Source organism: Micromonospora sp. M71_S20 (assembly GCF_003664255.1).
Lineage (GTDB): Bacteria > Actinomycetota > Actinomycetes > Mycobacteriales > Micromonosporaceae > Micromonospora.
The window spans coordinates 2,842,246-2,865,292 of sequence record NZ_RCCV01000001.1; the positions used below are offsets into that span (position 1 = coordinate 2,842,246).

Annotated in this window: 23 protein-coding genes and 1 pseudogene; 19 read left to right on the forward strand and 5 right to left on the reverse strand. The window is 70.8% G+C overall.

Annotated elements, in window-relative coordinates:
- Positions 1 to 137: 137 nt before the first annotated feature.
- The 14 genes from DER29_RS13020 to DER29_RS13080 all read left to right on the forward strand — a co-directional run bounded on the left by DER29_RS13020 (position 138) and on the right by DER29_RS13080 (position 10,484).
- A complete protein-coding gene (locus DER29_RS13020) occupies positions 138 to 854 on the forward strand; it encodes a hypothetical protein (protein ID WP_121397584.1) in 717 nt (238 codons plus the stop codon).
- Positions 855 to 895: 41 nt separating this feature from the next.
- Positions 896 to 1,324 carry a hypothetical protein gene (locus DER29_RS13025; protein WP_233599744.1) on the forward strand — a complete coding sequence of 143 codons (429 nt, stop codon included), beginning with the start codon at positions 896 to 898 and terminating at the stop codon, positions 1,322 to 1,324.
- A gap of 549 nt (positions 1,325 to 1,873) precedes the next feature.
- Positions 1,874 to 3,076: a hypothetical protein gene (locus DER29_RS13030; protein WP_148710024.1), complete on the forward strand. Its 1,203-nt coding sequence runs from the start codon at positions 1,874 to 1,876 to the stop codon at positions 3,074 to 3,076.
- Positions 3,073 to 3,420, forward strand: coding sequence for a hypothetical protein (locus tag DER29_RS13035; RefSeq protein ID WP_148710025.1), 348 nt, complete (start codon positions 3,073 to 3,075; stop codon positions 3,418 to 3,420). Before DER29_RS13030 ends, DER29_RS13035 begins: the two co-directional genes overlap by 4 nt.
- Positions 3,421 to 3,618: 198 nt before the next feature.
- Positions 3,619 to 3,888, forward strand: a complete 270-nt coding sequence (locus DER29_RS13040; protein ID WP_121397588.1) for a hypothetical protein — start codon at positions 3,619 to 3,621, stop codon at positions 3,886 to 3,888.
- Between the two features lie 242 nt (positions 3,889 to 4,130).
- Positions 4,131 to 4,523 carry a hypothetical protein gene (locus DER29_RS13045; RefSeq protein ID WP_121397589.1) on the forward strand — a complete coding sequence of 131 codons (393 nt, stop codon included), beginning with the start codon at positions 4,131 to 4,133 and terminating at the stop codon, positions 4,521 to 4,523.
- Positions 4,524 to 4,678: 155 nt separating this feature from the next.
- On the forward strand, positions 4,679 to 5,593 hold the full coding sequence (locus DER29_RS13050; RefSeq protein WP_121397590.1) for a hypothetical protein: 915 nt from the start codon (positions 4,679 to 4,681) through the stop codon (positions 5,591 to 5,593).
- A gap of 87 nt (positions 5,594 to 5,680) precedes the next feature.
- Complete coding sequence (locus DER29_RS13055; RefSeq protein WP_121397591.1) at positions 5,681 to 6,358, forward strand: GGDEF domain-containing protein; 678 nt, start codon at positions 5,681 to 5,683, stop codon at positions 6,356 to 6,358.
- A gap of 93 nt (positions 6,359 to 6,451) precedes the next feature.
- Positions 6,452 to 7,039, forward strand: a complete 588-nt coding sequence (locus tag DER29_RS13060; RefSeq protein WP_233599745.1) for a hypothetical protein — start codon at positions 6,452 to 6,454, stop codon at positions 7,037 to 7,039.
- A 452-nt stretch (positions 7,040 to 7,491) separates the two neighbouring features.
- Positions 7,492 to 7,662, forward strand: coding sequence for a hypothetical protein (locus DER29_RS35210; RefSeq protein ID WP_233599746.1), 171 nt, complete (start codon positions 7,492 to 7,494; stop codon positions 7,660 to 7,662).
- A 54-nt stretch (positions 7,663 to 7,716) separates the two neighbouring features.
- Positions 7,717 to 8,274, forward strand: coding sequence for a hypothetical protein (locus tag DER29_RS35215; RefSeq protein WP_233600089.1), 558 nt, complete (start codon positions 7,717 to 7,719; stop codon positions 8,272 to 8,274).
- A gap of 8 nt (positions 8,275 to 8,282) precedes the next feature.
- Entirely contained in the window at positions 8,283 to 8,753 is a 471-nt protein-coding gene (locus DER29_RS35220; RefSeq protein WP_233599747.1) for a hypothetical protein, read from the forward strand.
- Positions 8,754 to 8,852: 99 nt separating this feature from the next.
- Entirely contained in the window at positions 8,853 to 9,266 is a 414-nt protein-coding gene (locus tag DER29_RS13075; protein ID WP_121397594.1) for a hypothetical protein, read from the forward strand.
- 129 nt (positions 9,267 to 9,395) lie between these two features.
- The gene (locus DER29_RS13080) at positions 9,396 to 10,484 is read left to right on the forward strand and encodes a M23 family metallopeptidase (protein ID WP_121397595.1); all 1,089 of its coding nucleotides are present in this window, start codon (positions 9,396 to 9,398) and stop codon (positions 10,482 to 10,484) included.
- Positions 10,485 to 10,502: 18 nt separating this feature from the next.
- Here DER29_RS13080 and DER29_RS13085 read toward each other — a convergent pair whose 3' ends face one another.
- Positions 10,503 to 11,342 (reverse strand): DUF4253 domain-containing protein, encoded by an 840-nt coding sequence (locus tag DER29_RS13085; protein WP_121397596.1) that lies wholly within the window; start codon positions 11,340 to 11,342, stop codon positions 10,503 to 10,505.
- A gap of 212 nt (positions 11,343 to 11,554) precedes the next feature.
- On the opposite strand from DER29_RS13085, the gene DER29_RS13090 reads away from it, so the two are divergent.
- The 5 genes from DER29_RS13090 to DER29_RS13105 all read left to right on the forward strand — a co-directional run bounded on the left by DER29_RS13090 (position 11,555) and on the right by DER29_RS13105 (position 16,592).
- Positions 11,555 to 12,232: a hypothetical protein gene (locus DER29_RS13090; protein WP_233599748.1), complete on the forward strand. Its 678-nt coding sequence runs from the start codon at positions 11,555 to 11,557 to the stop codon at positions 12,230 to 12,232.
- 68 nt (positions 12,233 to 12,300) lie between these two features.
- Positions 12,301 to 13,395 (forward strand): DUF4314 domain-containing protein, encoded by a 1,095-nt coding sequence (locus DER29_RS13095; RefSeq protein WP_233599749.1) that lies wholly within the window; start codon positions 12,301 to 12,303, stop codon positions 13,393 to 13,395.
- Between the two features lie 271 nt (positions 13,396 to 13,666).
- A complete protein-coding gene (locus tag DER29_RS34520) occupies positions 13,667 to 13,807 on the forward strand; it encodes a hypothetical protein (protein WP_199729245.1) in 141 nt (46 codons plus the stop codon).
- Positions 13,804 to 14,952 (forward strand): AAA family ATPase, encoded by a 1,149-nt coding sequence (locus tag DER29_RS13100; RefSeq protein ID WP_233599750.1) that lies wholly within the window; start codon positions 13,804 to 13,806, stop codon positions 14,950 to 14,952. Before DER29_RS34520 ends, DER29_RS13100 begins: the two co-directional genes overlap by 4 nt.
- An 11-nt stretch (positions 14,953 to 14,963) precedes the next feature.
- Positions 14,964 to 16,592: a VWA domain-containing protein gene (locus DER29_RS13105; protein ID WP_148710026.1), complete on the forward strand. Its 1,629-nt coding sequence runs from the start codon at positions 14,964 to 14,966 to the stop codon at positions 16,590 to 16,592.
- Positions 16,593 to 16,734: 142 nt separating this feature from the next.
- Here DER29_RS13105 and DER29_RS13110 read toward each other — a convergent pair whose 3' ends face one another.
- The 4 genes and pseudogenes from DER29_RS13110 to DER29_RS36240 all read right to left on the reverse strand — a co-directional run.
- A complete protein-coding gene (locus tag DER29_RS13110; protein ID WP_199729247.1) occupies positions 16,735 to 18,048 on the reverse strand; it encodes an MFS transporter in 1,314 nt (437 codons plus the stop codon).
- Between the two features lie 403 nt (positions 18,049 to 18,451).
- Positions 18,452 to 19,897, reverse strand: a complete 1,446-nt coding sequence (locus tag DER29_RS13115; RefSeq protein WP_148710027.1) for a hypothetical protein — start codon at positions 19,895 to 19,897, stop codon at positions 18,452 to 18,454.
- On the reverse strand, positions 19,894 to 21,840 hold the full coding sequence (locus tag DER29_RS13120; RefSeq protein ID WP_233599751.1) for a BTAD domain-containing putative transcriptional regulator: 1,947 nt from the start codon (positions 21,838 to 21,840) through the stop codon (positions 19,894 to 19,896). The genes DER29_RS13115 and DER29_RS13120 overlap by 4 nt, the downstream gene beginning before the upstream one ends.
- Positions 21,841 to 22,092: 252 nt before the next feature.
- Positions 22,093 to 22,737 (reverse strand): annotated as a pseudogene (locus DER29_RS36240) (LysM peptidoglycan-binding domain-containing protein); the annotation flags it as partial.
- Positions 22,738 to 23,047: the final 310 nt, after the last annotated feature.

Here is a 23,047-nt window from a genome sequence, read left to right on the forward strand (position 1 = left end):
GGCACCGCGCCGCGCGGCGACCCCAGGTCGCACCCAACCACCGCGCACCACACACACCTTTCCCGCAACCGACCCACGTACCCAGTGGGCCGGTCATTTCCGCGCGCCCTGACGCGCCCACCCGAAGGAGGACACCTATGGGCAAGAGCCCTCGCAAGGTCACTCACACTCCGGCCGTCACGCCGAAGGCCACGATCCGCGCCATGATCCTCTGCATCCCGGATGAGCTGCCCCGCGAGGCGCTGACCGCGCACCAGCTCGACCGCAACTTCGGTGTCCAGGGCACCCTGTCGGCCCAGTTCTGGGCCGTGCCCGCCCTGCGCCTCTGGCAGCACCGGCAGATGATCAGCCTGCGCAAGGGCCGCCCAGCCTCCTGCGCCGGCGGACCAGCGAAACTGCTCGACCTCGACGGCATGCGCCAAGCCGCTGGTATGGGGGCGGGCATCCGCCACCAGCTGTTCAGCCGGGTCGTGCACGGCACCCGCAACGCCACCGCGTGGCACGTCTACGAGGCCCGCCACCTGGCGGACCCGCAGGAGTACCCGTGGGACAAGGCCGTGGCGGACTTCAACAACCAGCCCCGGGTCAACGCGATCCGGATGCACAACGCCGCCACGTACGGCTCCGGGCAGATATCCCTCGCCGAGCTGGAGATGTACCAGGCCGGTTTCGTGGCCTACCAGCACCACAGCGCACTGACCGCGATCGCGGGCGACGCGCTGATCACCGCCGAGGGCGCCAAGCTGGCCCCGGCCAGCGACGCCATGGCCGACCGGGTGACCTACCTCGAACAGGCCAACCGCCTGCTCGCCGCCATCGACCCCGACCAGCGTCTGCTCGCGGTCGCGCTCTGATCGATCCGAAACGGGAAGGAGACCGGCTCATGGGCCGTGTCATGTTCCTGCTCGACGAGGTCGAGCAGCTCGCCGACGCCTGCATTCGCGCCCAGCGCCGCAACGCGGCGATCCGTGTGGCACCTCAGCCGGTACCACCGGCGCTGCGGGTGATGCACGACGAGTTTCACCAGATCTACCTGTCCGGCACCAGCACCTACGCGGGCGACAACCACCGCCTGCGACCCGTCACCTACAGCTATCAAGGCTGGCACGAGACACCGGTGCTCGCCGGCGAGCTCACCGGCAAGCGCTACCGACGGCTGCACCCGGGCCGTCTCGGCGACATCCCGCTGTACGGGCCGGAGCACAACCTGCTCCACCTCATCCAGTCGGGCGTCGACGCCGGCTGGAGCACCTTCGTCGTCGACTACGTCGATGACACCGTCATCCCCGGTGTTGGCCGCGGGCGCTTTCACGCCCTGTACTGACACCTGCCGGAATCGATCGGGGCCAGCAGCCGCCATCCCTGTACCCGAAGGATGCGCGCTGCTGCCCGGTCGGCTCCGCCAACCACCCTCACGCCTGCCCACCCCCGGCAGGGATCGCCCAGCATGCACTCGGTCTTGCGGTGCGAGCGCACCGATCTCCTGCAGCTCGCCGGGCACCTCGGTCGCGGTGAGCCGGCGACGACCTGCTGACCGCTCTCCCGTTACCCGGCCAGGCGCGCACCTCATCGCGCAGCTCCGCGCCGCAGCACGCACTGGCCGCAACGCCCTGATCGTCATCCTCGCGACCGCCTCATGTGCCAGCCACTCACCTGGCCGAGGCGCCGCATCTCGCCTCAGCCTGCCGGCCGCCCCAGGCAGGGGCGCCAACTGCGCTACCGGCCGGCGAGACGGCCGCCCTTTCCCTCTTCCGCGACCAGCACGGCCTCGAATCCGGCGAGCGCCGGTCACCCAACCCTGTCGCACCCCACGAAGCCGTCGGCGACCAACCCCTGGTCGCCGTCATCACCCCGCCTGAAGGGACACCGCACCATGATCCAACTTCCGATCTGCCCCGTCTGCAACGAGCCGGTGGCAGACCAGCCCGCCACGGACTGGACCAGCGCCTACCGCGGCGGCGGCGCCCCGTGGTGGCACCTCGCGGACAACAGCCCCATCTGCGCGGCTACCGACGGCAGCTACTCCCGGGTCGCCTTCGTCGAGGACGGGCTCCCGGTAGATAGCGAGACCCGCAGCTGGCTCGACGCGATGAGCCACCTGTTCGCGGCCAACGGCCCCAGCGATCCCGCTCGGCTGGGCAGCGCCATCACCGCCGCCGAGCACCTCAGCCGATGGCTGCACACGACCACCGGGCCGTTCAGTGCACAGCTGGCCCTACCGACGCCCTCCGACGCCGCGTCCCTGATCGGGCACCTGCACCGCACCAACCGGCTGCTCGCCCGGGTGCACGTACAGACCGGGTCCCATCTCCTCGACCAGGCCCGCCAGGCACACCTCACCGGCCTCGACGACGACAGCGAGGTGCGCAGCGAGGTCATCGACGCCGCCGACGACATCCACACCTGGTTGCAGGACGCCGCCGACTGGTCTGCCCAGTCGGCGCAGGCGTCAGGCGTCGCCTGGTCCAGCGCCCGCAAGGTCGCCGCCCTGACCATAGCCACGTCGACCGGGCCGACTGACCTGGCGGAATCCCCCGAGGTCCACGCCACCGGCAGGCCCAGAATCGTGGCGTTCCTGGGCGGCCTTGCCCGCCGGCTGCGGCTGTGGGCGATACCCGCGAAGACCGCGCGTCGCGGGACGACGAGCCCGGACGTCTCGCAGGAGCCGCGCGAGCTGTCTCCCGCGCACCTGGCCGAGCTGATCGGGTCGGCCTTCGACGACGAGGCCGCCTTCAGCCCGGAGCTGACCCACACCGCCGCGCGGATCACCGGAACCCTCGCCACCTACCTGTCGAACTGCCTCGGCCCGGCCCGCCCTGTCGCCATCCCCACCCCGCAGGACCTCGCCAACCTCGTCACCTCCCTGACGTACCTCACCCACACCCTGATCAGCGGACTGCGACACCTCGCCGACAGCCCACGCGGCAGCGAGAGCGACGGCCTCGACGAGACCGACGTGGCCCTGACGAGGTCATCGCTGCGGGACGCGATCGACGCCCTGCGCGTCGCCGCGAGCCACCTCGCCGCCGTCTCCTACACCGCCGCCGGCACCGACCACCAGGAGAACCAGCAGTGACCAGCGGCAGCGCCCACCCCGGCGGAGGCGACGCCACACCGCAAGGAACGACGGTGGTCGACCGCAGCTTCGGCGCGCACAGCGCAGGCTACGACCTCAGCGAGATCCGCCGAACCGACGACGGCCACCGACTGCGGGTCCGCATCCGCCGCGACTCCTACCAACGCCAGAGCTACGCCCTCGTCGAAGTGCTCACCCCCGGGCTGACCTGGACGAATCTCGCGGACGAGCCAGCCTCGGCCTGGCACCCGGCCACGCCGTACCGCAGCCCCACCCCGACGCCGCTGGAAAGCTTCGCCGAGCGGCTCTTCCAACGGGCCGTCGTGATTCTTCACGCCGAGTAGGTCGGCCCCACAGCAGGAGCACCCCGCCCACAAGGCGCCCACGCTCCCGCGTCGATCGGTGCCGCTGAGCGCTCCATCCGCTCGCGGACATCCCGCACCACGCCACTACGGCCGACGCCCGGCCGAACACGCGCGATCACCGCGCACCCGGGCACAGCCGAGCGGCGTGCCCGGGGCGATCACCGAAAGGACCCGCTGATGGTCTACCCCGCACCCAACGCCGAACAGCTCGTCGAGTTGCTCAGCGACATCATCCGCCGCCACAGCGGCAACCCTGCCGTGCGCGACCGCGTCCTGATCGACATCGGCGGCGAGCGTGTCCCCATCGACTTCGTCGACCTGTGGGACATCACCGAAGAGTGCGAGCGGAGGAATTGCCGCTGCGCCTACGGCCAAGAGGACCCGCCCGAGGACGCCCCCGATGAGGGCGTGCACTTCGCAGTCGTCATCGGCGGTGACTTTCCCTGACTACGCCAGGAGCGCCAGCACACGGCTGCTTCCGGTCCTGCGCTTCCTACCCGCCGCACTGCACCGCTGCCCCGCGCCATGCCCGAGTCGGGGCATGCGTCCTTACCTCATGAAGGGAACCCTCCTGATGGCAACGACGACAATCCCAGTGGCAATCGACGCTGAAGACCTGCGGTACCCCGGCCGATCCCAACCGCAGAATGTCCGGTTCAACCTGGCCGGGTACTCGGTGGCGGTGGTCGATGCCCACTCCTGACTACGCGCCGCCTCGGGGCAGCACGGCCGTGTTCTCCGGCCAGTGGCTGCGCTACGAACCGGTTCCCGGCTTCCGCCGCTACTACGAGGGCTACCTCGCGACAGTGATCGGTTGGTGGAACGGCAGCGTCGAGCTCGCCGTCGACCACGAGGCCGTGACCGCCCTCGCCCAGACGTTCGCCGCGATGGCCACCTACGTCGGCGGTGACTGGCGCACCGTCGACTTCGACGGGCACGCCCTCACCGTCGCCCGCCCGGTGTCCCTCGGCGGCGGCGTCCACCTCGTAGAGCCCACCGGTGGGCGGTACCGGATCGGCTGGGGCCTGCCCTGGCTACCGGTCGACCCGAGCCGCTGCGACCGCGTCTTCGGCCGGCCGTAGCCGCCCCGCCCACTAGCACGGGGGTCCGAAGAACCCCGCGAGCGTCGACGGCGTCGGCGAGATCCGGTCACCGCACTTGATCACGAGGCGCCGTCGAAGCGTTCATCAGTGCACGCCACATCCAGGCAAATCCAACAGCAGCCACAGGAGGACAGATGGACAACACCACCGACCAGACCGCGGCGCCCAGCGCCCTCGACAAGGTCGCCGCCGCTCTGGCAGAACTCGGCCAGGAAACGGCCGCCGCCATCGCGCAGCGCGCCGGCGTCGGCTACTCGACAGCCACCAAGCGACTTCGCACCCTGGAGGAAACCGGCCAGGCCGAACCCTTCCGCGCCGACGACGGCCGCACGCTCTGGCGGCACCTCACGAACGCGGCGACCAGCACCGACAGCGACAACCCGCCGGCCACCACGACCGACGCCAGCAGCGACCCGCCCCCCGCACCCACACCGACCCCCGACGCGAACGAGGCTCAACGGTCGGACGAGGCACCCGCACCCGCAGAGGAGATGGGCGCCGTGGCGGCGGGACCGGACGACAAGTCAACCAGTGTCCCGCCGGACGCTCGCCGGCCAACGCCGGACAGCGACGCGGCCGAGTCACCCTCACAGAACCCGCCACCCCAGGCGGTGAGCACCACCAGCGAACCGACCGCCTCCGAAGCCGAGGGTGACGCGTCCACCCCGGCCGACGCCGAAGCCCCGGTCGCCGTGGACACGACTGGTGAGGCAGCGCCCGCACTCCGCCCGGACCCGGCAGGCAGCGACCACTCCACTGTGCCCAGCAACCCCGCCGAGGATCCGAGCGCATCCCGTGGTGAAAAGCCACGCCGGCCCAAGGGCAGCCTGCGCGGGGCCATCCGCGACGTCCTCGAAGCCCACCCCGAGCAGCCGTTCAAGACCAGCCAATTGTGCAAGGCCATCGACCAGGCCAACGAAGGCAGCGGCTCGGCCAAGGCCAGCGCGGGCGCCGTCTTCAACGCCGTGCACAAGCTCATCGCCGATGGTGTCGCCGTCCAGGTCGTAGAGAAGCCGGCCGCCTTCCAACTCGCCCCGGAAACCAACTGACCCGTTCATCCGGTAGCCCGGGGCGGGCGTCGAACTTGGCGGCTCACGCCCACCCCGGTGCTCCTTCACGCAAAGGAGCGACATCCAGTGTCTCACCTGAACTCCTACCTCACCGCGGTCGGCGGAGTCCTCGCCGGTCTCGCCGCCGCGGCGGCACTACTCGTGCGGCAGCGGCAGATCATCCACCACCAGCGACAGGCGCTGGCCGCCCGCGACCGCGACCGGTCCCACTGGCACCACCTGGCCACGCACAACGACACGACCGGCCTGCCGAACCGGCGGGCCCTGCGGACCCATCTCGAGGCCACGTTCTCCCTCGGGGAACCACTCGGGCTCGTCCTCATCGACCTCGACCGGTTCAAGCAGGTCAACGACACCCACGGCCACGAACACGGCAACGACCTGCTGCACGAGGTCGGACTGCGTCTGAGCGCCCTCGGGCCGTCGGTAGCCCTGGCCGCGCACCTGGCCGGCGACGAGTTCGCCCTCGTCGTGCACGGCGACACCACCGAGGTCGAGACCGCCGCCCAGGCGGCCCACCGGCGCATCTCAAAGCTGCCCTACGAGATCGCCGGCCAGCAGGTAACCGTCACCGCCAGCGTCGGCTACGCCATCGCCGCACCGGGCATGCTGGCCCGCGACCTCCTGCACGCCGCCGACCAGGCCATGTACGTGGCCAAACGCAAGCGCTGCGGCGTACGGGCCCACGACCCGAACCACGCCACACCCCCAGGACCCGCCACCCGCTTCCGGGACCTGCGGTAACACGCCCAGCACCAATCCTTCGTACTCGAACTGGAGCCCCGCAGGCCGCCCGGCCTGCGGGGCTTCGCGTACCTCCAAGGAGCCGACACCGTGATGTCGTTCAACGCCATGCGCACCCTGACCGGGTGCCTGCTGGACATCGAGGCCAGCGCCGACCTCGCCGACTGGGGCCACCCACCTCTGCTGCTGCTCGTCCAAGACCAGCCGGCCCCCACCGCATCCCACCGCGCACGACGCCACATGCGCGTCACTCATCTACCGGTCAACGACCGCCGCATGAGCCGCTACCGCGCCGGACTCGCCGAATTCCTGCCGGACCTCGCCGCCGCGCTGGAACCCGACCGGCCGGTCGCCCGGCCCACGCTGGCCGCCTGCGTCGACATCAGCCTGATAGCGGACCTCCTCGCCGACCCCACGCCCGGACTGCGACTGGTGGCCTGGGCCGTCTGCTACGAGGACGTCCTCGTCGAGCCCGACGAACTGCACGAGATCCGGCGGATCGACGCGGTCGACATCGACCGCCGCGGCTACCAGATCACAAGACTGCGCGGAGAGCAGCAGCCCGTGGTCTTCATCGACGAGCAGTGCGACACCGACGACGCGCCGGCTACCCGCCCCGGGCTGGCATACCTCGTCGCATCCACCCACCGGCCCGACCAATCCACACCAACGACCTCCTGAACGTCGACCTCGCGTCGACGAGCGCACCCACCTGACCTCGCCCCGCCGGTCGAGCACCGTGCTTACGCCCACACCCCGTGGCCGACGACTTGACCTTCGTCGAGAGAAAAGCGTCGATCAGACCGGTCATTGTCCGCGCCGGCCACCAGGGGCATCACCGCGCCGAGCCGGTCGGTGACCCCTGCCCGGAACCCGACGAAAGGTCACCCTCGATGTCTTCTCCGCGCCGCCGAATCCGCCCATCGCATCGGGCCCTGCTGCCCCGCGATGTCACCGACCCCCTGCTGTGGCGGCTCGCCGTCGATGTCCTCACCGCCCACCAACCCGGACCAGGCAACCGGTGCGCCAACCTGCAGTGCCCCGACCAGGCCGGGCCATGCGAGCCCGCCAGACAGGCACAGCGGGCGATGCGTGCCGCGCGAGCCACGCCACCGGCACACCGACCGCAGCCGGTGATCAACCGCGAGCGCGTACCTCAGCGGCCGGGGCGCGACGCCGGCGGGTTCGTCGGCTGGTTCACCGCCGGTCTCGCCGCCACCGCGACGCACCTGCGATCGCGGATCCCGCAGCGGCTGCCCCGCCGGATCCCCGGCGCGACCCTCACCCCCGCGTACGCCGCGTAGCCGCAGCCCAGACGCAACGACCAACGCCACCGAACCCCCGACCAGGAGGACCTCATGACCTTCCGTACCGAGACGACCCTCGCCGGCTACGCCCGAGCCGCCATCGAGATGAAGACCCGCATGCACGAGTACTGCGCCAGCACCGCTGGCGGCGAGTACACCCGGCCCTTCGTCGAGACCCTCCTCGCCAGCCGTCCCGAAGACCACGGCGACGAGGCGCATCCCCACCAGAAGCTCACCGACGTCATCAACCGCGCCAGCAGCGCGGTATGGGCGCGGGGCGAGGCATACTTCCTCGCCCTCGCCATGACCGCCGTCGTCGCCGCAGCCGCCGAATCCCTCGACCTCACCGGCGACCTCCTCACCGCCGACGCCGCCCCCACCGACGGCGGCGTGCTCTTCCTGCCCGAACCGAACCACCACCGCAACCTGGCCGGACAGGTCAGCGCCATCGCGGCGATCACCTGGGCCACCATCGCCTCCCCCAGCGGACGGTCATGGCTGATCTGCGGCTGGGCCAACCGCGACGACCCGAGGATCCCCATGCCACCCGCATCCAGGGCTACGCCCGACAGGACCCGACCCTGCCGTCGCGCCTCGGCCCGTACGTGATGACGGACATGAACATGCTGCCGATCGCGGCACCCGTGCCTGCCGTCACACACCCGGACATCGACGAGCCCGACCGCGACTGGGAGACCGCACCCGACGGCCGGTACGTCATCGCCGACGCCACCGCCCGCACCCGCGTCTGCGCGGCGATCGCCTACGCGTTCTGGCGCATCCAGGCCCAACCCATCAGCGTCGCCACGCCCGCGCCACTGGACCGGCCCGCCCGGCGCCGCGCCGCACGCGCCCGCATCGTGCACGACACCCGCGTCGTGATGCTGCGGCGCACCTCGGCGTTGCCCGAACCCGCCGACGGTCCCGCCAAATGGCACTACCACGTCCGGTTCGTCGTACGAGGCCACTGGCGCCGCCTCATCGACAAGCACGGGCAGGCGCAGAGGATCTGGGTCCGCGTGCACCTCAAGGGACCGGACGACGCGCCGCTGCTGCACGGCGAGAGGGTCGCCGTCCTCGCTCGCTAGCCCCGTCACCCACACCGAACCGACACCGACCGCGCGGTCCACGACGACCGCGCGGTCGTCGCCGTACCCGAACACCATCACGACGAGGAGACACGAACCGTGGGAACCACCTGCTACGTCAGCGCCACCGACCCCGGCCAGCCGAGTATCGTCCGCGCCCGCTACGTCCACTTCGACGGCTACCCCTTGGCGCTCATCGCGCAACTGCGCGGCATCTGGGCCAGCGCCGCCCGCCGCGACACTCAAGCCCTCATCGACGCGGTCCTCGCCCACGACTGGTACTACCTCGGATCCGACGTCACCCCATCATTGCGGTCGTTCCCCCACCAACACCCGGTCGGGGGAGTCGGCGTGACGTTCGACGACACCGAGCCGGAGCCCGCCACTGTCTTCCCGCTCAGCCGCGCCGCCGACCTCGGCGCCTCGTGGATCTACGTGATCAACCCGGCCGACGACACCGTCACCGTGCACACCGGCGACGGCGAACCGGTCGGTGTCCACAGCCTCGGATAACCGGCAACCAGGAGGGCCAACCGTCATGCCCGGCCACGTCTCACACCCAATCCAGCGACACGCCACGCCATGCCGCGCCCCCACCGCGCGGCCCTGCCGCACACGCCCCCTCGACCGTCGGGAGCGGAGATGAAGCTCCGATCCCTGGTGTCACTCGCGGTGGCGCTCGTCGCCGTGTTCATCCTCTGCGCCGGTGGCCTCGGCGGATTCCTCGGCAGCGGCACCGCCGCCGGCTGTGTCCCCGTGGCCACCTCACCCGGCTCCTCTTCAACCATGACGGCGTCACCGCCGGGGCCGTCGGCCCTGTGGCCGGCGATCGGCGACTGGGACAGCGACCAGGTCGGCAACGCCGCCACGATCGTCACCACCGGTGCACGCCTCGGGCTACCAGCCCGTGGGTGGGTGATCGCGGTCGCCACCGCCATGCAGGAGAGCACCCTGCGGAACCTGGCCGGCGGCGACCGGGACTCGGTCGGGCTGTTCCAGCAGCGCCCCAGCCAAGGGTGGGGCAGCCCCGCCCAACTCCAGGACCCCGTCTACGCCTCGGAGAAGTTCTTCGCAAAGCTGACCACGATCAGCGGCTGGCAGACGATGCCGCTCACCGACGCCGCCCAAGCCGTGCAGATCAGCGCCTTCCCCGACGCCTACGCGAAATGGGAGGCACCGGCCACCCAGCTGGTCACCGCGATCGCCGACATCGCCGGCTTACCTGCCGACGGCCTGGCCGGATGCGGTGCCAGCGGTCCGTGGACGCAGCCGGTGCTCGCCCCCGTGGGCTCCGGGTTCCGCAGCTCCGCCCGGCCCGGCCACGACGGCGTCGACCTCAGCGCCCCGCGCGGCACCATCATCCGCGCCGCGTCCGCCGGAACCGTCCGCACCGTCCGCTGCAACGCCGTCCACGCCGACACCGGCGCCGAATGGGGCTGCGACCGTGACGGCGACCCCGTTCTCACGCGCGGGTGCGGCTGGTACGTCGACATCGACCACGTCGGCGGGCTGCTCACCCGTTACTGCCACATGGACCAACCCCCGATGGTGGCGGTCGGGCAGCCGGTCGCCGCCGGCCAGCCCATCGGCGTCGTCGGCTCGACCGGCCACAGCTCCGGCCCGCACCTGCACTACGAGGTGCACCACAACGGCGATGCCAGCCCGAACGGCGCCATCGACCCGGTGCCCTTCATGGCAGCTCACAACGCCCCGCTCGGGCGAGCAACGTGAACGGTGATGGGACACCGATCAGGGGCGGTCGTGCAGGAACCACGCGTCACCCCGGGTAAGCGCGATCGCGAGTTGCCACTGTTCGCACTGCAAGCTGCCACCGACGGCCATCAGTTGCCCGGCGAGCTCCCACGCCTGCGAGCCTGGTCGCGGCCGGCGTTGTGCGGTGAACTGCAGCATGGTTCCCCAGGCGGCGATGAGGGCAGCGCCCCACCGCTGCTCCCACTGCCACATGGCCGCTGCCAACGCTGGACGACCGTTCTCGCGGGTCGCTCCGAAGTAGGGCACCCAGCCGGGGGCCAGCCACTGCGACGTCGTGGGCAGCAGCACCAGCTGAACCTCAGGCCAGGTGTGCCATCTGCTGGTGCCGACGAGGTATTCAGACCCGCTGAAGGCTCGGGAGGCGAGCCCCGGGTCGGCGAGGAGGGTGTCATAGGTCCACCGCTTTAGAGCTGTCGAGGTGGTCGGCAGGGTCAGCTGCTCGAGTGCCGAGGCGACCATGTCGAAACCCAGAAACGCCTGAACATAGCGCTCAACGTCTTCCTGCTCCTGGACGTCAGCGCTGCCGTATCGCTGATACACCGACCACGGATCCAGCGTCCGAGCCACTCGATCCAGGCCGGCGAGCTCATCAGCATCCGGTTCGTGGTAGTGGTCGCCCGGCAACGTGAAAACGGGCCACCGGCCGGTAGCCGGCATGGCCGCATGAGCCGCCCGCCACGCATCGAGTAGTCGAGCAGGATCGACCTCCCCCACCAGGAAGGTGTGGCCGAGCCCCTCCCGCACGGGGTGGCCCTGCAGAGCAGTCCCCCGCAGGGCAGATGCGATGTCGCCCGCGTCGTCCATCCGTGCAGCCATACGAGCACGGTAATTCCAGCCATCGACACGCCCGCCTGAGCCGCAGCCTTCCTCCCACCGGAGGTGGCCGGTGGGAGGAATACCGCGCGGATCGAATACCGCCGTCTCCCAGCAAGGCCATGAGCAATGCCGGCGGATCCCATAGCCCCCGAGCGGCGGTCGTCCCAGCCGGCACGACCGCCGCGACCCCCATCCACATCCCTGAGGAGGAAATGCACGTGAGCACACCCACGCTGATCGGTGTCGCCGCGTTCCGCGGCAGGTACACCGCCCGCTACATCCAGTTCGGTGAGGATCCGGAGGTCCTGGTGCCGCTGCTGCGCCGGATCTGGACCGACACGTTCGGCCGCGACACCGACGCCATGGCCGCCGCACTGCTGGCCCGCAACTGGTGGTCCCTCGCCGTCAATCCCAAGCCTCGGCGATGGGACCGGCAGCTGCCTGTGCCCGGACTGGGCTACCCGGCCACCGGCGAGAACGACACGGTCCGGCAAGGCTCGCTGCGTGAGGCCGTCGACGGGTTTCTCGAGTGGCTGTACCTGCTGCATCTCGACCAGCGGCGGCTGGTGGTGTACGAGGCGACGGTCCACGGCCGCTGGCTGCGGCACAGCGCGCACCACCTCGACCCGGTCGAGGACCTGTTCGTCACCGAACCCGCCCTCGACGAGGGCGGCCCGGGGATGACGGTGTGCACCGTCTGCGGCGCGGTCGACGAGATCGACCACGTCGAGGTGCCGTCCATGGCCGGCTACGGCTACGACACCGCCACCAGCTGCACCCGCTGCGGCTCCTCGGTCGCCACCGACCCGATGTTCGGCGACCGCGTCACCCGCAAGCCCTGGCCGCCGCACGCCCCCAAAACGGGTGACGCGACGGGCAGCACCCGATGAACACAACCCGCCCGACGCCGCCGCCTACCCGCAGCGGCGGCCCCTCCACTCACCGATCGGAGAGCACCATGATCTACCAGACCGGCCAGCGCGTCGCACTGGTCCACACCAGCGACCCGTACACCCGGTTGCGGCCCGGCGACACCGGCACCGTCCGCCGCCACGACCAGCGGCAGAACATCATCGAGGTCACCTGGGACAGCGGCTCGATCTTGTCGATGTGCCTCGACGACGGCGACCGCATCGCACCAGTCACCACCACCCCGCCGCCCACCGGCGGACTGGTCGCCGAGGCCACCGGATGGGCCGCCGCGCTGCAGCGGATGCGCGCCGCCGGCATCGAGGCCGGCCGCACCGCCGCCGAATGGTGGGCTCAGGACACCATCGGCGCCCGGGCCGGCGGTGACACGCGCCTGGCCGCGCGCCGGATCCTGGTCGGCGTCGAGGACGGCGATCCCGCCGTCCTCGACGCCCTACCCCACTTCACCTCGGTCGGCGAATCGGTCGACACCAGCGGATGGGAGCTGTTCGCCGACGCCACCGGCGACGTCACCGGCTGGTTCGGGCTGCGCATCCAGCCGCGCGACGAGGCGATGACCGTCTACCGCGACGCCTTCGACACCGCCGCCACCGACCGCGTCGCCGAATTGTGTCACCTCGCGGCCAGCCCCACCGGCCGCGACGTGTCCCACCTGCACCCCGACCGGGTCCGTATCGGCGACGTCGGCGTGTTCTCCGGCGAGTGGGCGCGCACCACCGGCCCCGACGGCGGCGACCGCATCGCGGTCGGGTTCGTCGGCACCCTGATCGACCACTGGAACGGGTGGGCGGTGTTCTCCTGCACCCGCGAAGTGGCCGAGGCGATCGTCGCCGACCAGCAGCGATACCGCGACCAACACCGCCACAGCCTGCGGGACAAGGGCGTGCCGGAGGACGAACTGGACCGGCGGGTCGACGCCGTGCTGACCAACTTGTCCTTCGACGGCGACGTGATCGTCGCCGACCAGCGCGCCCTGTCAGACGACCCGGAAGCCATCGAACGCATCGCCCCGGACGGCGACGGCCGGTACGTGGTGATGGGCCGGAGCTGGTGCTGGGAGGCCGTCGACCCGTACGCCTGCGACCGGATCGTCGGCGACCTGCCCGACCCCGACCAGGCGTAGGGCGCAGACCCGACCACGCCGGACCGGCACCGGCATAACCACCGCAGACAGGTGACACCGACAAGGAACCGAAACACCTTGCTCGGGCCGGACACCGGCCTGCGATTCCCGATTCCGACCGCGCCTTGCCACCAGGTAGGCGCTCGACCTGAACACCGCTCCGCGTAGCCGAGCACGGCTACGCGCGCTCTTCCCGCCCGCTGTGGCCCACCAACGCCGCCGCGCGCCCCGGGAAGGGGCGCGCGGCGGCTTCAATCGCCAAGGAGCACCCATGCCACACCTGACCTGCACCCCGACCCGCCGGACGCTGACCGGCCAGACGCCGGACCTGCTCGGATGCGACTTGATCAGCTCCGAGAGCGCGGGTATCGGTTGCACGCCGACCGCAGCCATCGTCGGAGGTGCCCGGTGACCTCACCCACTCGACCCGCCAAGCCGAAGGCCAAGCCCCGCCCCATGTTCGGGCCGGTCCTGGCTCTACTCGCGGCTGAACCGAGCCGTGCCTTCTCGATCAGCGACTTGGGCAAGGAACTGCACGGCCGTTCGTCGGGGGCAATCGGCTCCGCGCTGAATCGCCTCGTCGACCGCAAGTGGGCGACGATGTCGACCGGAACACCTCGCCGATACACCATCACCGCCGAGGGCGTCGACGCGTTCACCGCAGGAGCCGGCACCAGCCGCGCCCCCAAGGCCGTCGCCCCCACGCCCACGGCGCCCGCCGCGCCGGCACCTGCCCCGACCGGCCCGGTTCCCCCGCGTCCCGGCGCTGTCCTGCGTCCCAACGGGGTCTGGTACCTGCCCCGCCAGCTCGGCGACAGCACTGACGTCGAGGTGCTGCGCCGGCTGCGCCGAGACACCATCGCGGTCCTGCTCTACGGGCCACCCGGCACCGGCAAGACCAGCCTCATCGAGGCCGCCTACGCCGACGCGATCACCGTCGCCGGCCACGGCGACACCACCGTCGAGGACCTCGTCGGCAACTACGTCCCGCTGCCCGACGGCGGCTTCGAATTCGCCTACGGGCCGCTCGTGACCGCCATGCGCGAGGGCAGAGCCCTGTTCATCGACGACGCCACCCTCATCCCACCCCGCGTGCTCGCCGCTTTGTATCCGGCGATGGACGGCCGCGCCACCATCACCATCGCCGCCCACCACAACGAAGTCGTGACCGCCACCGACGGATTCTTCGTCTGCGCCGGCCACAACCCCGGCGTGCACGGCGCCATCCTCACCGAAGCCCTCGCCTCCCGGTTCTCCGTGCACATCGAGGTCACCACCGACTTCCAGCTCGCCCGCTCCCTCGGCGTACCCAACGGCGCCATCGACGCGGCGATCGCCCTCAACGCACGGATGCGCACGCACGAGATCGACTGGGCGCCGCAACTGCGCGAGCTGCTGGCGTTCAAGCGCGTCGCCGCGAGCCTCGGCCTCGCCGCCGCCGTGGCCAACCTCGCCGCGATCGCACCCGAGGCCGACCGGCAAGCCGTCGTCGAGGCCCTCCAGCGGGCCTACCGCGGCGCCACCATCACCCCCCTCACCCTCGGCAAGCAGAAGTAAGGCAGGCCTCCATGACCAGCGTTTCCGCGCACCTGCGCCCCTCCAGCATCGGCCCCGCTCCGGCCCCGGCCGCCTCACCCTGGAGCCCCTGGTCAGCGGCCTGGACCACACAGGCCGCGCTGCTGACCAGCCGACCCGACGCCCGCGTGACCGTCACCCCGGCCGCCGGCGGCCCACCCGGGTTCAGCTACCCCGCCACCGCCGACATCCAGGTCGACGCCGACCTCATCGGCGACCCGGAGATCGCCGACCCCTGCCGGCCCGGGCACCGGTCGAAGGTTCCCGTCGCCTACGGCGTCCTACTGCACGAATGCGCCCACGTCATCCACTCGAAGTGGGATCCACCACCGACCGTGGCGCCCGTCGTCCGGGAAGCCGCGCTCCTGCTCGAGGAGTCACGCATCGAGGGACGCTACCGCGACACTCGATCCCGCGACCGGCGGTGGCTACGACGCGCCGTCACCAGCATCATCGACCCCGCCGACACACCCACCGACACCAAATGGAGCGCCGCCTACGCCGCCGGACTGCTCCTCGCCCGCGTCGATGCGAAGATCCTCTACAGCGGCGACGTCCGCGAGCCACGACGCGCCATCACCAAGGTCCTCGGCCGCAAGCTGATCCGGGGCCTGCGTGCCATCTGGCGGGAAGCCCACACCGTCGGCGACACCGATACCACCCGCATGATCGAACTCGGCGAACGCTGGTGCCGCCTGCTCGGCATCGACCCGACCGTCACACCGAGCCTCCCCGCCGACGACGCGGCCACCAGCGCGATCGCGGCAGCCATCGCTGGTGCCCTCGACGCCATTCTCACCAACCCCGCCGACGCGCCGGAACCGGCAGGCAACGGACCCCGGGCCGACGGGCCCGGCATCCACGTCGACACTGACACGCCGATCACCTGGGCCGAACGCGACGCCCGCGACGCCGAACGCCAGGCCGCCAACCGGCTCACCGCCCTGCTGCGCCGCGCCCGCCACCGAGAACCCGCCCGCACCCGTGAACCCAGCAGCGCACCGCCCGGACGGCTGCGTACCCGTGCGGCGGTCACCCTCGCCGCCCAACGAGCCAGCGGTGCCATCCCCACCGCGCAGCCGTGGCAGCGCACCGTACGCCGCCCCGTCCCCGACCCCGAGTTGACCGTCGGCATCCTCATCGACGCGTCCGGCTCGATGGAGGACTTCGCGAAACCCATGTCCTCCGCCGCGTGGATCATCGCCCAGGCCGCCACCCGTGCCGGGGCCACCAGCGCGACCCTCGCCTACGGTGACCGGATCACCGTGCTCATCCCACCCGGTCGCCGCCCGGCCAAGGTCCGCGACATGCGCGCCGACGCCGGCACGGAACGGTTCGTCGAAGCCTGCGCCGAAGCCGACCGGCTCCTGCACCTGTCCACGCCCGGCACCGGACGGCTGCTCGTCGTCGTCTCCGACGGCCACTACGTCAACCCCGACGAAAGCCAGGCCACCATCACCCGCCTCCACCACGCCGGCTGCGCCGTCCTCTGGCTCGCACCCGACAACAAAGGCTGGCCGTCCAGGGTCTACGACAACACCACCACCGTCACCGTCGATGACCCCACCACCTGCATGAACCTCATCGGCCAAGCCGCCATCGACGCCCTGACCAGGGCTTAGGAGAGGCCGGACCGGGCTCTCGGCGATCGCGTCGGGAGCCCGGTCCGACCCGCCCGGTCACACCGCAGGGCTTCATTCCACATCTGCGAACGCCCCTGCTTCCATCGAAACGGAGAGCAGCATGCCCGACAGTGGGCAGCGCCTACTGGGCCTGGGCGGCCAGCGGCTTCTCGGCGGCTGGGCCCTCGGCTGCCGGCGACGACGTGGCGCGGGCGGCGGCGATCGCGGCCTGTCCGGACGGCACCATGATCGCCACGATCATCACGGCGATGGTGACCAGGCCAGCCACGATCAGCAGGGCTTGGACGCTGATCACGTCGGCCAGCGGGCCGAACACCACCATGCCGATCGGGGTGGCCAGGGCCATCACGATGCCGACGTAGCTGAACACCCGGCCGTGCTTCTCCGGCTCCACCGTCTCCTGGATCAAGGTCATGAACGGGGTGGAGAACAGGGGAACCGCGAACCCGAACAAGAACATGAAGCCGTAGAAGACCCACAGGTTGGTGCTGAGGCCCATCGCCACGGTGAAAATCGCGAAGCCGAAGGTGGAGATCAGGACCAGTCCGATCCGGCTGCGCTTGGCCAGCCAGGTGGAGATCAACGCTCCGCCGAGCAACATTCCTACGCTGAACGCGATCTCCAGTACGGCCAGCATCCACTTTTCGCTACCGAAGGTGCGGGCCACCATCAGCGGCGTGACGAACGACGGCGCGACGGTGAGCATGAAGATGATCGCGAAGACCAGCAGCAGCCAGCGGACGATCCGGTGGGTCCAGATGTACTGCATGCCCTCGACCAGGTCCTGTCGGTAGCTGGTCGTAGCCTCGGTCACCCGATCCAGGGTGGGCACCGCGACCAGGGCCAGCAGCCCGATGCCGATCACGGCGGTGATCACGTCCAGGAAGAAGACCGGCACCACTCCGAAACCGGCGTAGATGGCGGCAGCCGCCGCCGGAGCCAGCAGGGCCATCGCGGAGCTGATGGTCTGGAACATGCCGTTGACCCGCATCAGCTGGTCAGCCGGCACGATCTGCGGAATGATCGCCTGCACCGTCGGTGTCTGCACCCCGGCCCCGAACGAGCGGACCGCGACCGCCAGCAGGATCACCCACAGGTCCGTGATGCCGTTCAACATCAACAGGGCCAGGACCAGCGTCGCCGCCGCGATGCCCGCGTCGGCGATGATCGTCAGCGTCTTGCGGTTCATTCGGTCGGCCAGCACCCCGGCGAAGATCGACACGACACCCTGGGGGGCGAACGCGCAGACGGCGTAGAGCGCGATCGCCAGGCCGGACCTGGTCTCCAGCGTGACGTACCACATAACCGCGTACTGGACGACCATTGAACCGAACAGCGACACGGTCTGGCCGGACAGGAAGAGTGCGACGTTGCGTTTCCAGTGTGCGGGTGCCGGCGCGGGACTGGTCTCGGAGGCAAGGCTTGTCTCGGGCACGGTCTCCTCAATCAGGGCGGTCGGCAGCGCCGGCAAGATAACCGCAGGGCGTGAGACCGTCGGGGCGCTCGCGAACGGCCCAGCCCGGTTCGAAAGGCCGGTTCACCCGTACGTCGGTGAGCACTCGCCCAATCAACCCAACCCGGCAACCGTCCGGGCGGAGCCGCGGTCACGCCTGGTGAGGCAGTTGACTTCCGGCAGCGTGAAAGCTCTCGTGGCGCGCCCAAGATTGTACCGTTGCAGGGTGGCTGCGGCTCGCAATTTAATCGGGAGCGGCGCTGGTCGCCGCCCACCTGAACAGGGCGCCTCCACATACCTCCTTGACGGTCCGGCGGTCCTTGCGCGGAGGTCGCTCCGTGGCCGTCGCCGCCTTCTGGTGGCATCACTCGCTCTGGCCGATTCGTCATGTGGGCGCCGAAGGCTGTTGTGTCCGTTTCCTCGCGACGCCCGGCCTGCGGGGGTAGTCCGGCGGCAGGTGCCGATAGACCGAACGCAACGACCTGCCGATTCTCTCGGCAAGTAGTTCAGGGTCCATGTTCGGTTCTTTGCGCAGCCAGTAAGCCACTGCTTCTGCGATTGCCCGGGGAGGTTCGGCCTTTCGGTCATCGCCAGCAACGTCCTCGCCGTCTACCAGGTGTGCGGCGGCTGGTTCGTCCAGCGGCGGCACGGCTTGTGGCAGAACAACGCCCTGGCTCTGGGCAGGCAGGTGTTGCTCGCCGACGGGAGCGCGTTGGCGGTCCCGCTCGGGCTTTGGATGCGGCTCGTGCCGGCCACTGCCTGGTGTGTCCGCTGCGGAGGTGGTGCCCGCCGGGGGCAGCGACGGGGCGGGCTCGGCTGCCCGTGGCATCTCGGCGTGGCCTCCTCGTCTGCACCAGCGACGGCGGCGGCCGGCGCCGTTGGCTGCGATGATCCGTTCTGGGGTCAGGTCCGCAGCGAGCAACGTGGTCAGGCCGCTGTAGTCGGCGGTGGCCGAGAGGTGCGCGGCGATCTTGTCGAGGTCGTACACCCGCACGGCGATGTCGGCGGTGGTGGTGTCCAGGGCCGCTCGGATCCTGCGGTGCAGCACTCTGACGATCGCGGCGTTGCGGTGTTCCCGGGTGATCGCGGCGCGGGCTTGCCGTAGAGACTCGTAAAGGTCCAGTCCGTCTGCCTTGGAGATCGCCCGGGCGCGAAGGGTGACGGCGGGATGTCGGATCCAGTGCCCGAGCAATTCGTATGCGGGTGGTGCGGGTGAAAGGTTTCCGGTGGCACGCAGGCGGTCGCGGCGTTGGTTGCCGGCGTGAATGAGCCAGACGAGGTATCCGAGGGCGGACATGCCGGCGTAGAACCCGCCGAGTAGGTGCTCGGGATGGGCGGCCCAGTTGAACGTCACCGCGCCGGCGGCGATCGCCGCTGAGAGCAGGCGGGAGGCGAGTGCCCGTTCGCCGAGGCGGCGTCTGACGTCCGCGTCGGCCATCACCACCACGCCGCCGAGTTCCAGCGTGGCGACGGCGGGGACGGCGATGGCCAGCGGAATGTCGAGGGCCTGGGCGGCACCGGTCACCTGACCGACGAGTCCTACGGCCAGCACCAGGACGTAGAACGCCTGCCGGGTCCGGGTGGCACGCCTAACCGCCTTGAGTACCTCGGCGTCGAGGTCATCGCAGGTCACCGGTACGGCGATGCGCCGCCGCGAGTAGGCCGGCTGGTGACCGGTTTCCGGCGATGTACCTTCGCCGAAGGGCGGGGTCGGTCGCGGGTCGGCGCGATCATCGGTGGCTGGCGCCGGAGGCCCGGTCGAGTCGGTGGCGGTTTGGTCGGCCTGATCGGCACGTGCCGTCCAGGGCGGGGGGACCGAAGGCGCGGTCATGCCAGGCGTCCGTTGTCGCAGGGGCGCGGTCGTCCGGCGGGCCGGTGGGGTTGTGGGCCGGCGACCAGGTAGTCGGCGAGGGCGAGGGTGGCCTCGCTCGGGGTGGCGTCAATCTCGGCGAGGCGGCGAGTGAGGATCTGGCGTAGGGCGTGGATCTCGTCGAGGTGTCCCAGGGCGGCGTGAGCCCGCATCGCCTGCTGGTACAGCGGCTCCGCGTAGGGGTCGTGCCTGATGGCAGCCTCCACGACCGCGAGGGCCTCGTCCGGATCCGGTGTCGTGGTAGCCAGAGCGAGGTGGGCGTCGCGTGCCTGCCGGCGGATGCCTTCGCGGTGGGCTTCGATCCACTCGTAGTCGAAGCCGTCGGCGAGGCCGCCGCCATAGGCGTCCACGGCGCGACGCAGTGCGGCAAGCCGGTCGACGCTGCTGGTGGCGCCCTCGGCGTCACGCAGCGCGGCACGCATCCGCCACAGGTCCGTGTCGATCGCCTGTTGGTTGAGGGCGTAGCGGCGGGCGGGGTGGGTGAGGTAGGTGCCGCGGCCGCCGGTGCGGGCGAGGGTCTTGCGCAGCGCGGACACGTAGGTGTGCAGCCGGTGCGGTGCCTTCGCCGCGGGTGCGTCGGGAAGCAGGTCGTCGAGGATCGCGTCCTGGGTCGCTTCGCCGTCGTGCACGGTGAGGTAGACCAGTAGTTCGAGGGCCTTTGCCCGCAATGGCAGGCTGGTGTCTCTGTCGAGGATGCGGACGCCTCCGAGGACCTGCACCCCGACCAGCCCTCCACCACTTTCCGGCTGGTCGTCGGCAGCGGGCGATGGGGAACTCAGGCGGTGGATGTCCGTCGTCGCGGGGTGGCTCGCGCTGGGTGGCGGCGTGGTTTCGCCGTCGGGCGGCAGGCCAGCGTCGACTGCCGGACCGCCGTCCGCCGCTGGACGAGGCTGCGGCTCTCGGATGCTTGCGTGTCGGCCCTGGGCCGGGGGCTGGTGTGAGCCGGCGTGTGCCTCGGCGAGCGTCGCGAGCAGGTCGATGGTGTCCGCGGGGGTCAGGACGGTCAATCGGCCGGCAGCCGGCAAATGCGTTCCCTGCTTTCTTTTCCCGTCGGCGGCCGTGGTGGTCCCGTCGACGTCGACGTCGACGGTGTCCCCGTCGGGCCAGGCGCCGAGCAGGACGCCATGGATGTCGAGGCGCTGCCCTTGGGTGAGCAGCGCGGTGGTGCGGGCCCGCTCGTGTGCTGCGGTGGCGTCGGCGATGAGCAGCAGCGGTGGCAGCGCTTCGGCCGACGGGTGGGCGTCGCGCAGCGCGGCGACGGTGTCGACCTCGTATTCGCAGCACACCCTGGTGCGGTGCAGGATCTGCTCCTCCACAGCGCTGAGAGCGTCGGTGAGGGTATCGGTGACGGTCAAGCGAGGCGTGTCCACGACGAGGCCTGCGTTGTCATCCAGCAGGGTGGCCAGCATGGCGGACGGAATGACCACCCGGCCGCGCTCGTCACGTTGCCCTATGGCGTCGGCGGCGAGTGCGGACACCAGGAATCCGCGTACCGCTGCCTGCGCGGCCGGACCGGTCAGTCCGAGCCCCGACGCCGGCCGGACCCCGGTCACCCGGCTGGCCAGCGCGGCTGTGACCATGCCCGCGTCGGCCGAAGATCCGTACTGGCCATTGTTGGGAAACTCGGCCAGGGCAGGGTCGACGTCGGCGTGGAGGTGGCCGGAGGTGGCCGCCACGGGGATGGCCCTTGTCGCTGCCTGACCGGAGGTGCTGTCGGAATCCCCGCTGGTGACCGCAGAGGTGGACGTTGGCGTGGAGCCGGGCAGCGCGCGGCGGATACGGGCCAGGACGGCGGGCAGCGGCGGTACCTGCGGATCGTGCCCGGAGTTTTCCGCTGACGCGTTGCGGATGGGGGTGTGGTGGTGTTGCCGGTAGGCCCAGGCGAGAGTGCCGGCGGCGAGCACCGCAGCGGCCAGTGCCGCATCGATCCACCCTCGGTCGCCGAGGGATACCCCGGGATGGTCGCAGTCCCGCGACGATCCGTCGGGATGGGGTGAGGCCGGCGCCTCGGGTGTGGCGGTGGCCGGTGCGGTCGACGGGCTGGTGTCCTTGTCAGGTGAGGGTGGCGTGTTGTCCGGGGTGGTGTCGGGTACCGGGCGTGGGCTGGTGGACGGCGCGGGTGGGGCTGGAGTATCCGCGCGGGTGGGCAGGCTCAACGTCCAGCCGGGCCGGATGAGGTCGGGGTCGGTCAGGCTGCCGGTGGTGAACCGTGCGCCACGGTTGAGGGAATAGATCTCCCGCCACCGGTCGGCGTCATCGAGCCGACGAGCGGCGATTGCCGACAGGGTGTCGCCCCGGCGCACCGTGACGGTCCGCCGCTTCGAGGTGTCACCGTCGTCCGGCTTCGCCGAAGACCCGGCGGCGCGAGCGTCGCTGTCACCGTTGGCGGGCGGCGGGATGGTGCTGTTTGGGGAATCTGTGGCCGTAGCGGCGAGGGCGGCGGGAGCAGCGCCGCCGACACCGACGGTCACGGCGGTAGCCCCGAGCAATGCTGCGGTCAACCCCTGCAACGGTCCCGGAAGGCGCAGCCGGGCAAGCCGCTGCAGGCGACGGCTCGCCCGGGCGTACAGGTGGGTGAGCATAACGGTGGCTAGCAGCGCCCAGAGCGCCCAGCCCACAGCGATCGCCAGGACGGCGAGGAATCTCGGTGTCAACGGCTGGCTGACCCACGCCCGTACCTCGTCGCCGTCCGGCCACCGCACACTGGGGCGGCCGAGGCCGCACAGCAGCAGCGCGGGAGCGCCGATAACGGCCAGAGCGGTCAGGGCCCTGCCGACGCGAGCTGTTGTCCGGATGCCCATGACGTCCTTCCTGCCGACCGGGTGAGGTGTGCGGGGAACGTTAGGCCCGGACAGGCGGGTAGAGACGGTTTGGGCGTGACACACAAGGTCACAGCGCCTTACACGACCTTACAAACGCAGGTCACGCCAATTGCGATAGTCCTTCCATCCGGTCGCGTGGCCGGAGTGGGCACTGGCTATGACGGCCGAGATGGGCTACACCGGGACGGCCATAACTGGACCCACCACGGGCGGTCTCGCCGAGAGCCAAGTAACGGTACGTAAGGGCCCAGACTGCTGGTGTGCCGCACAACAGTGCGCAGATCTGCCG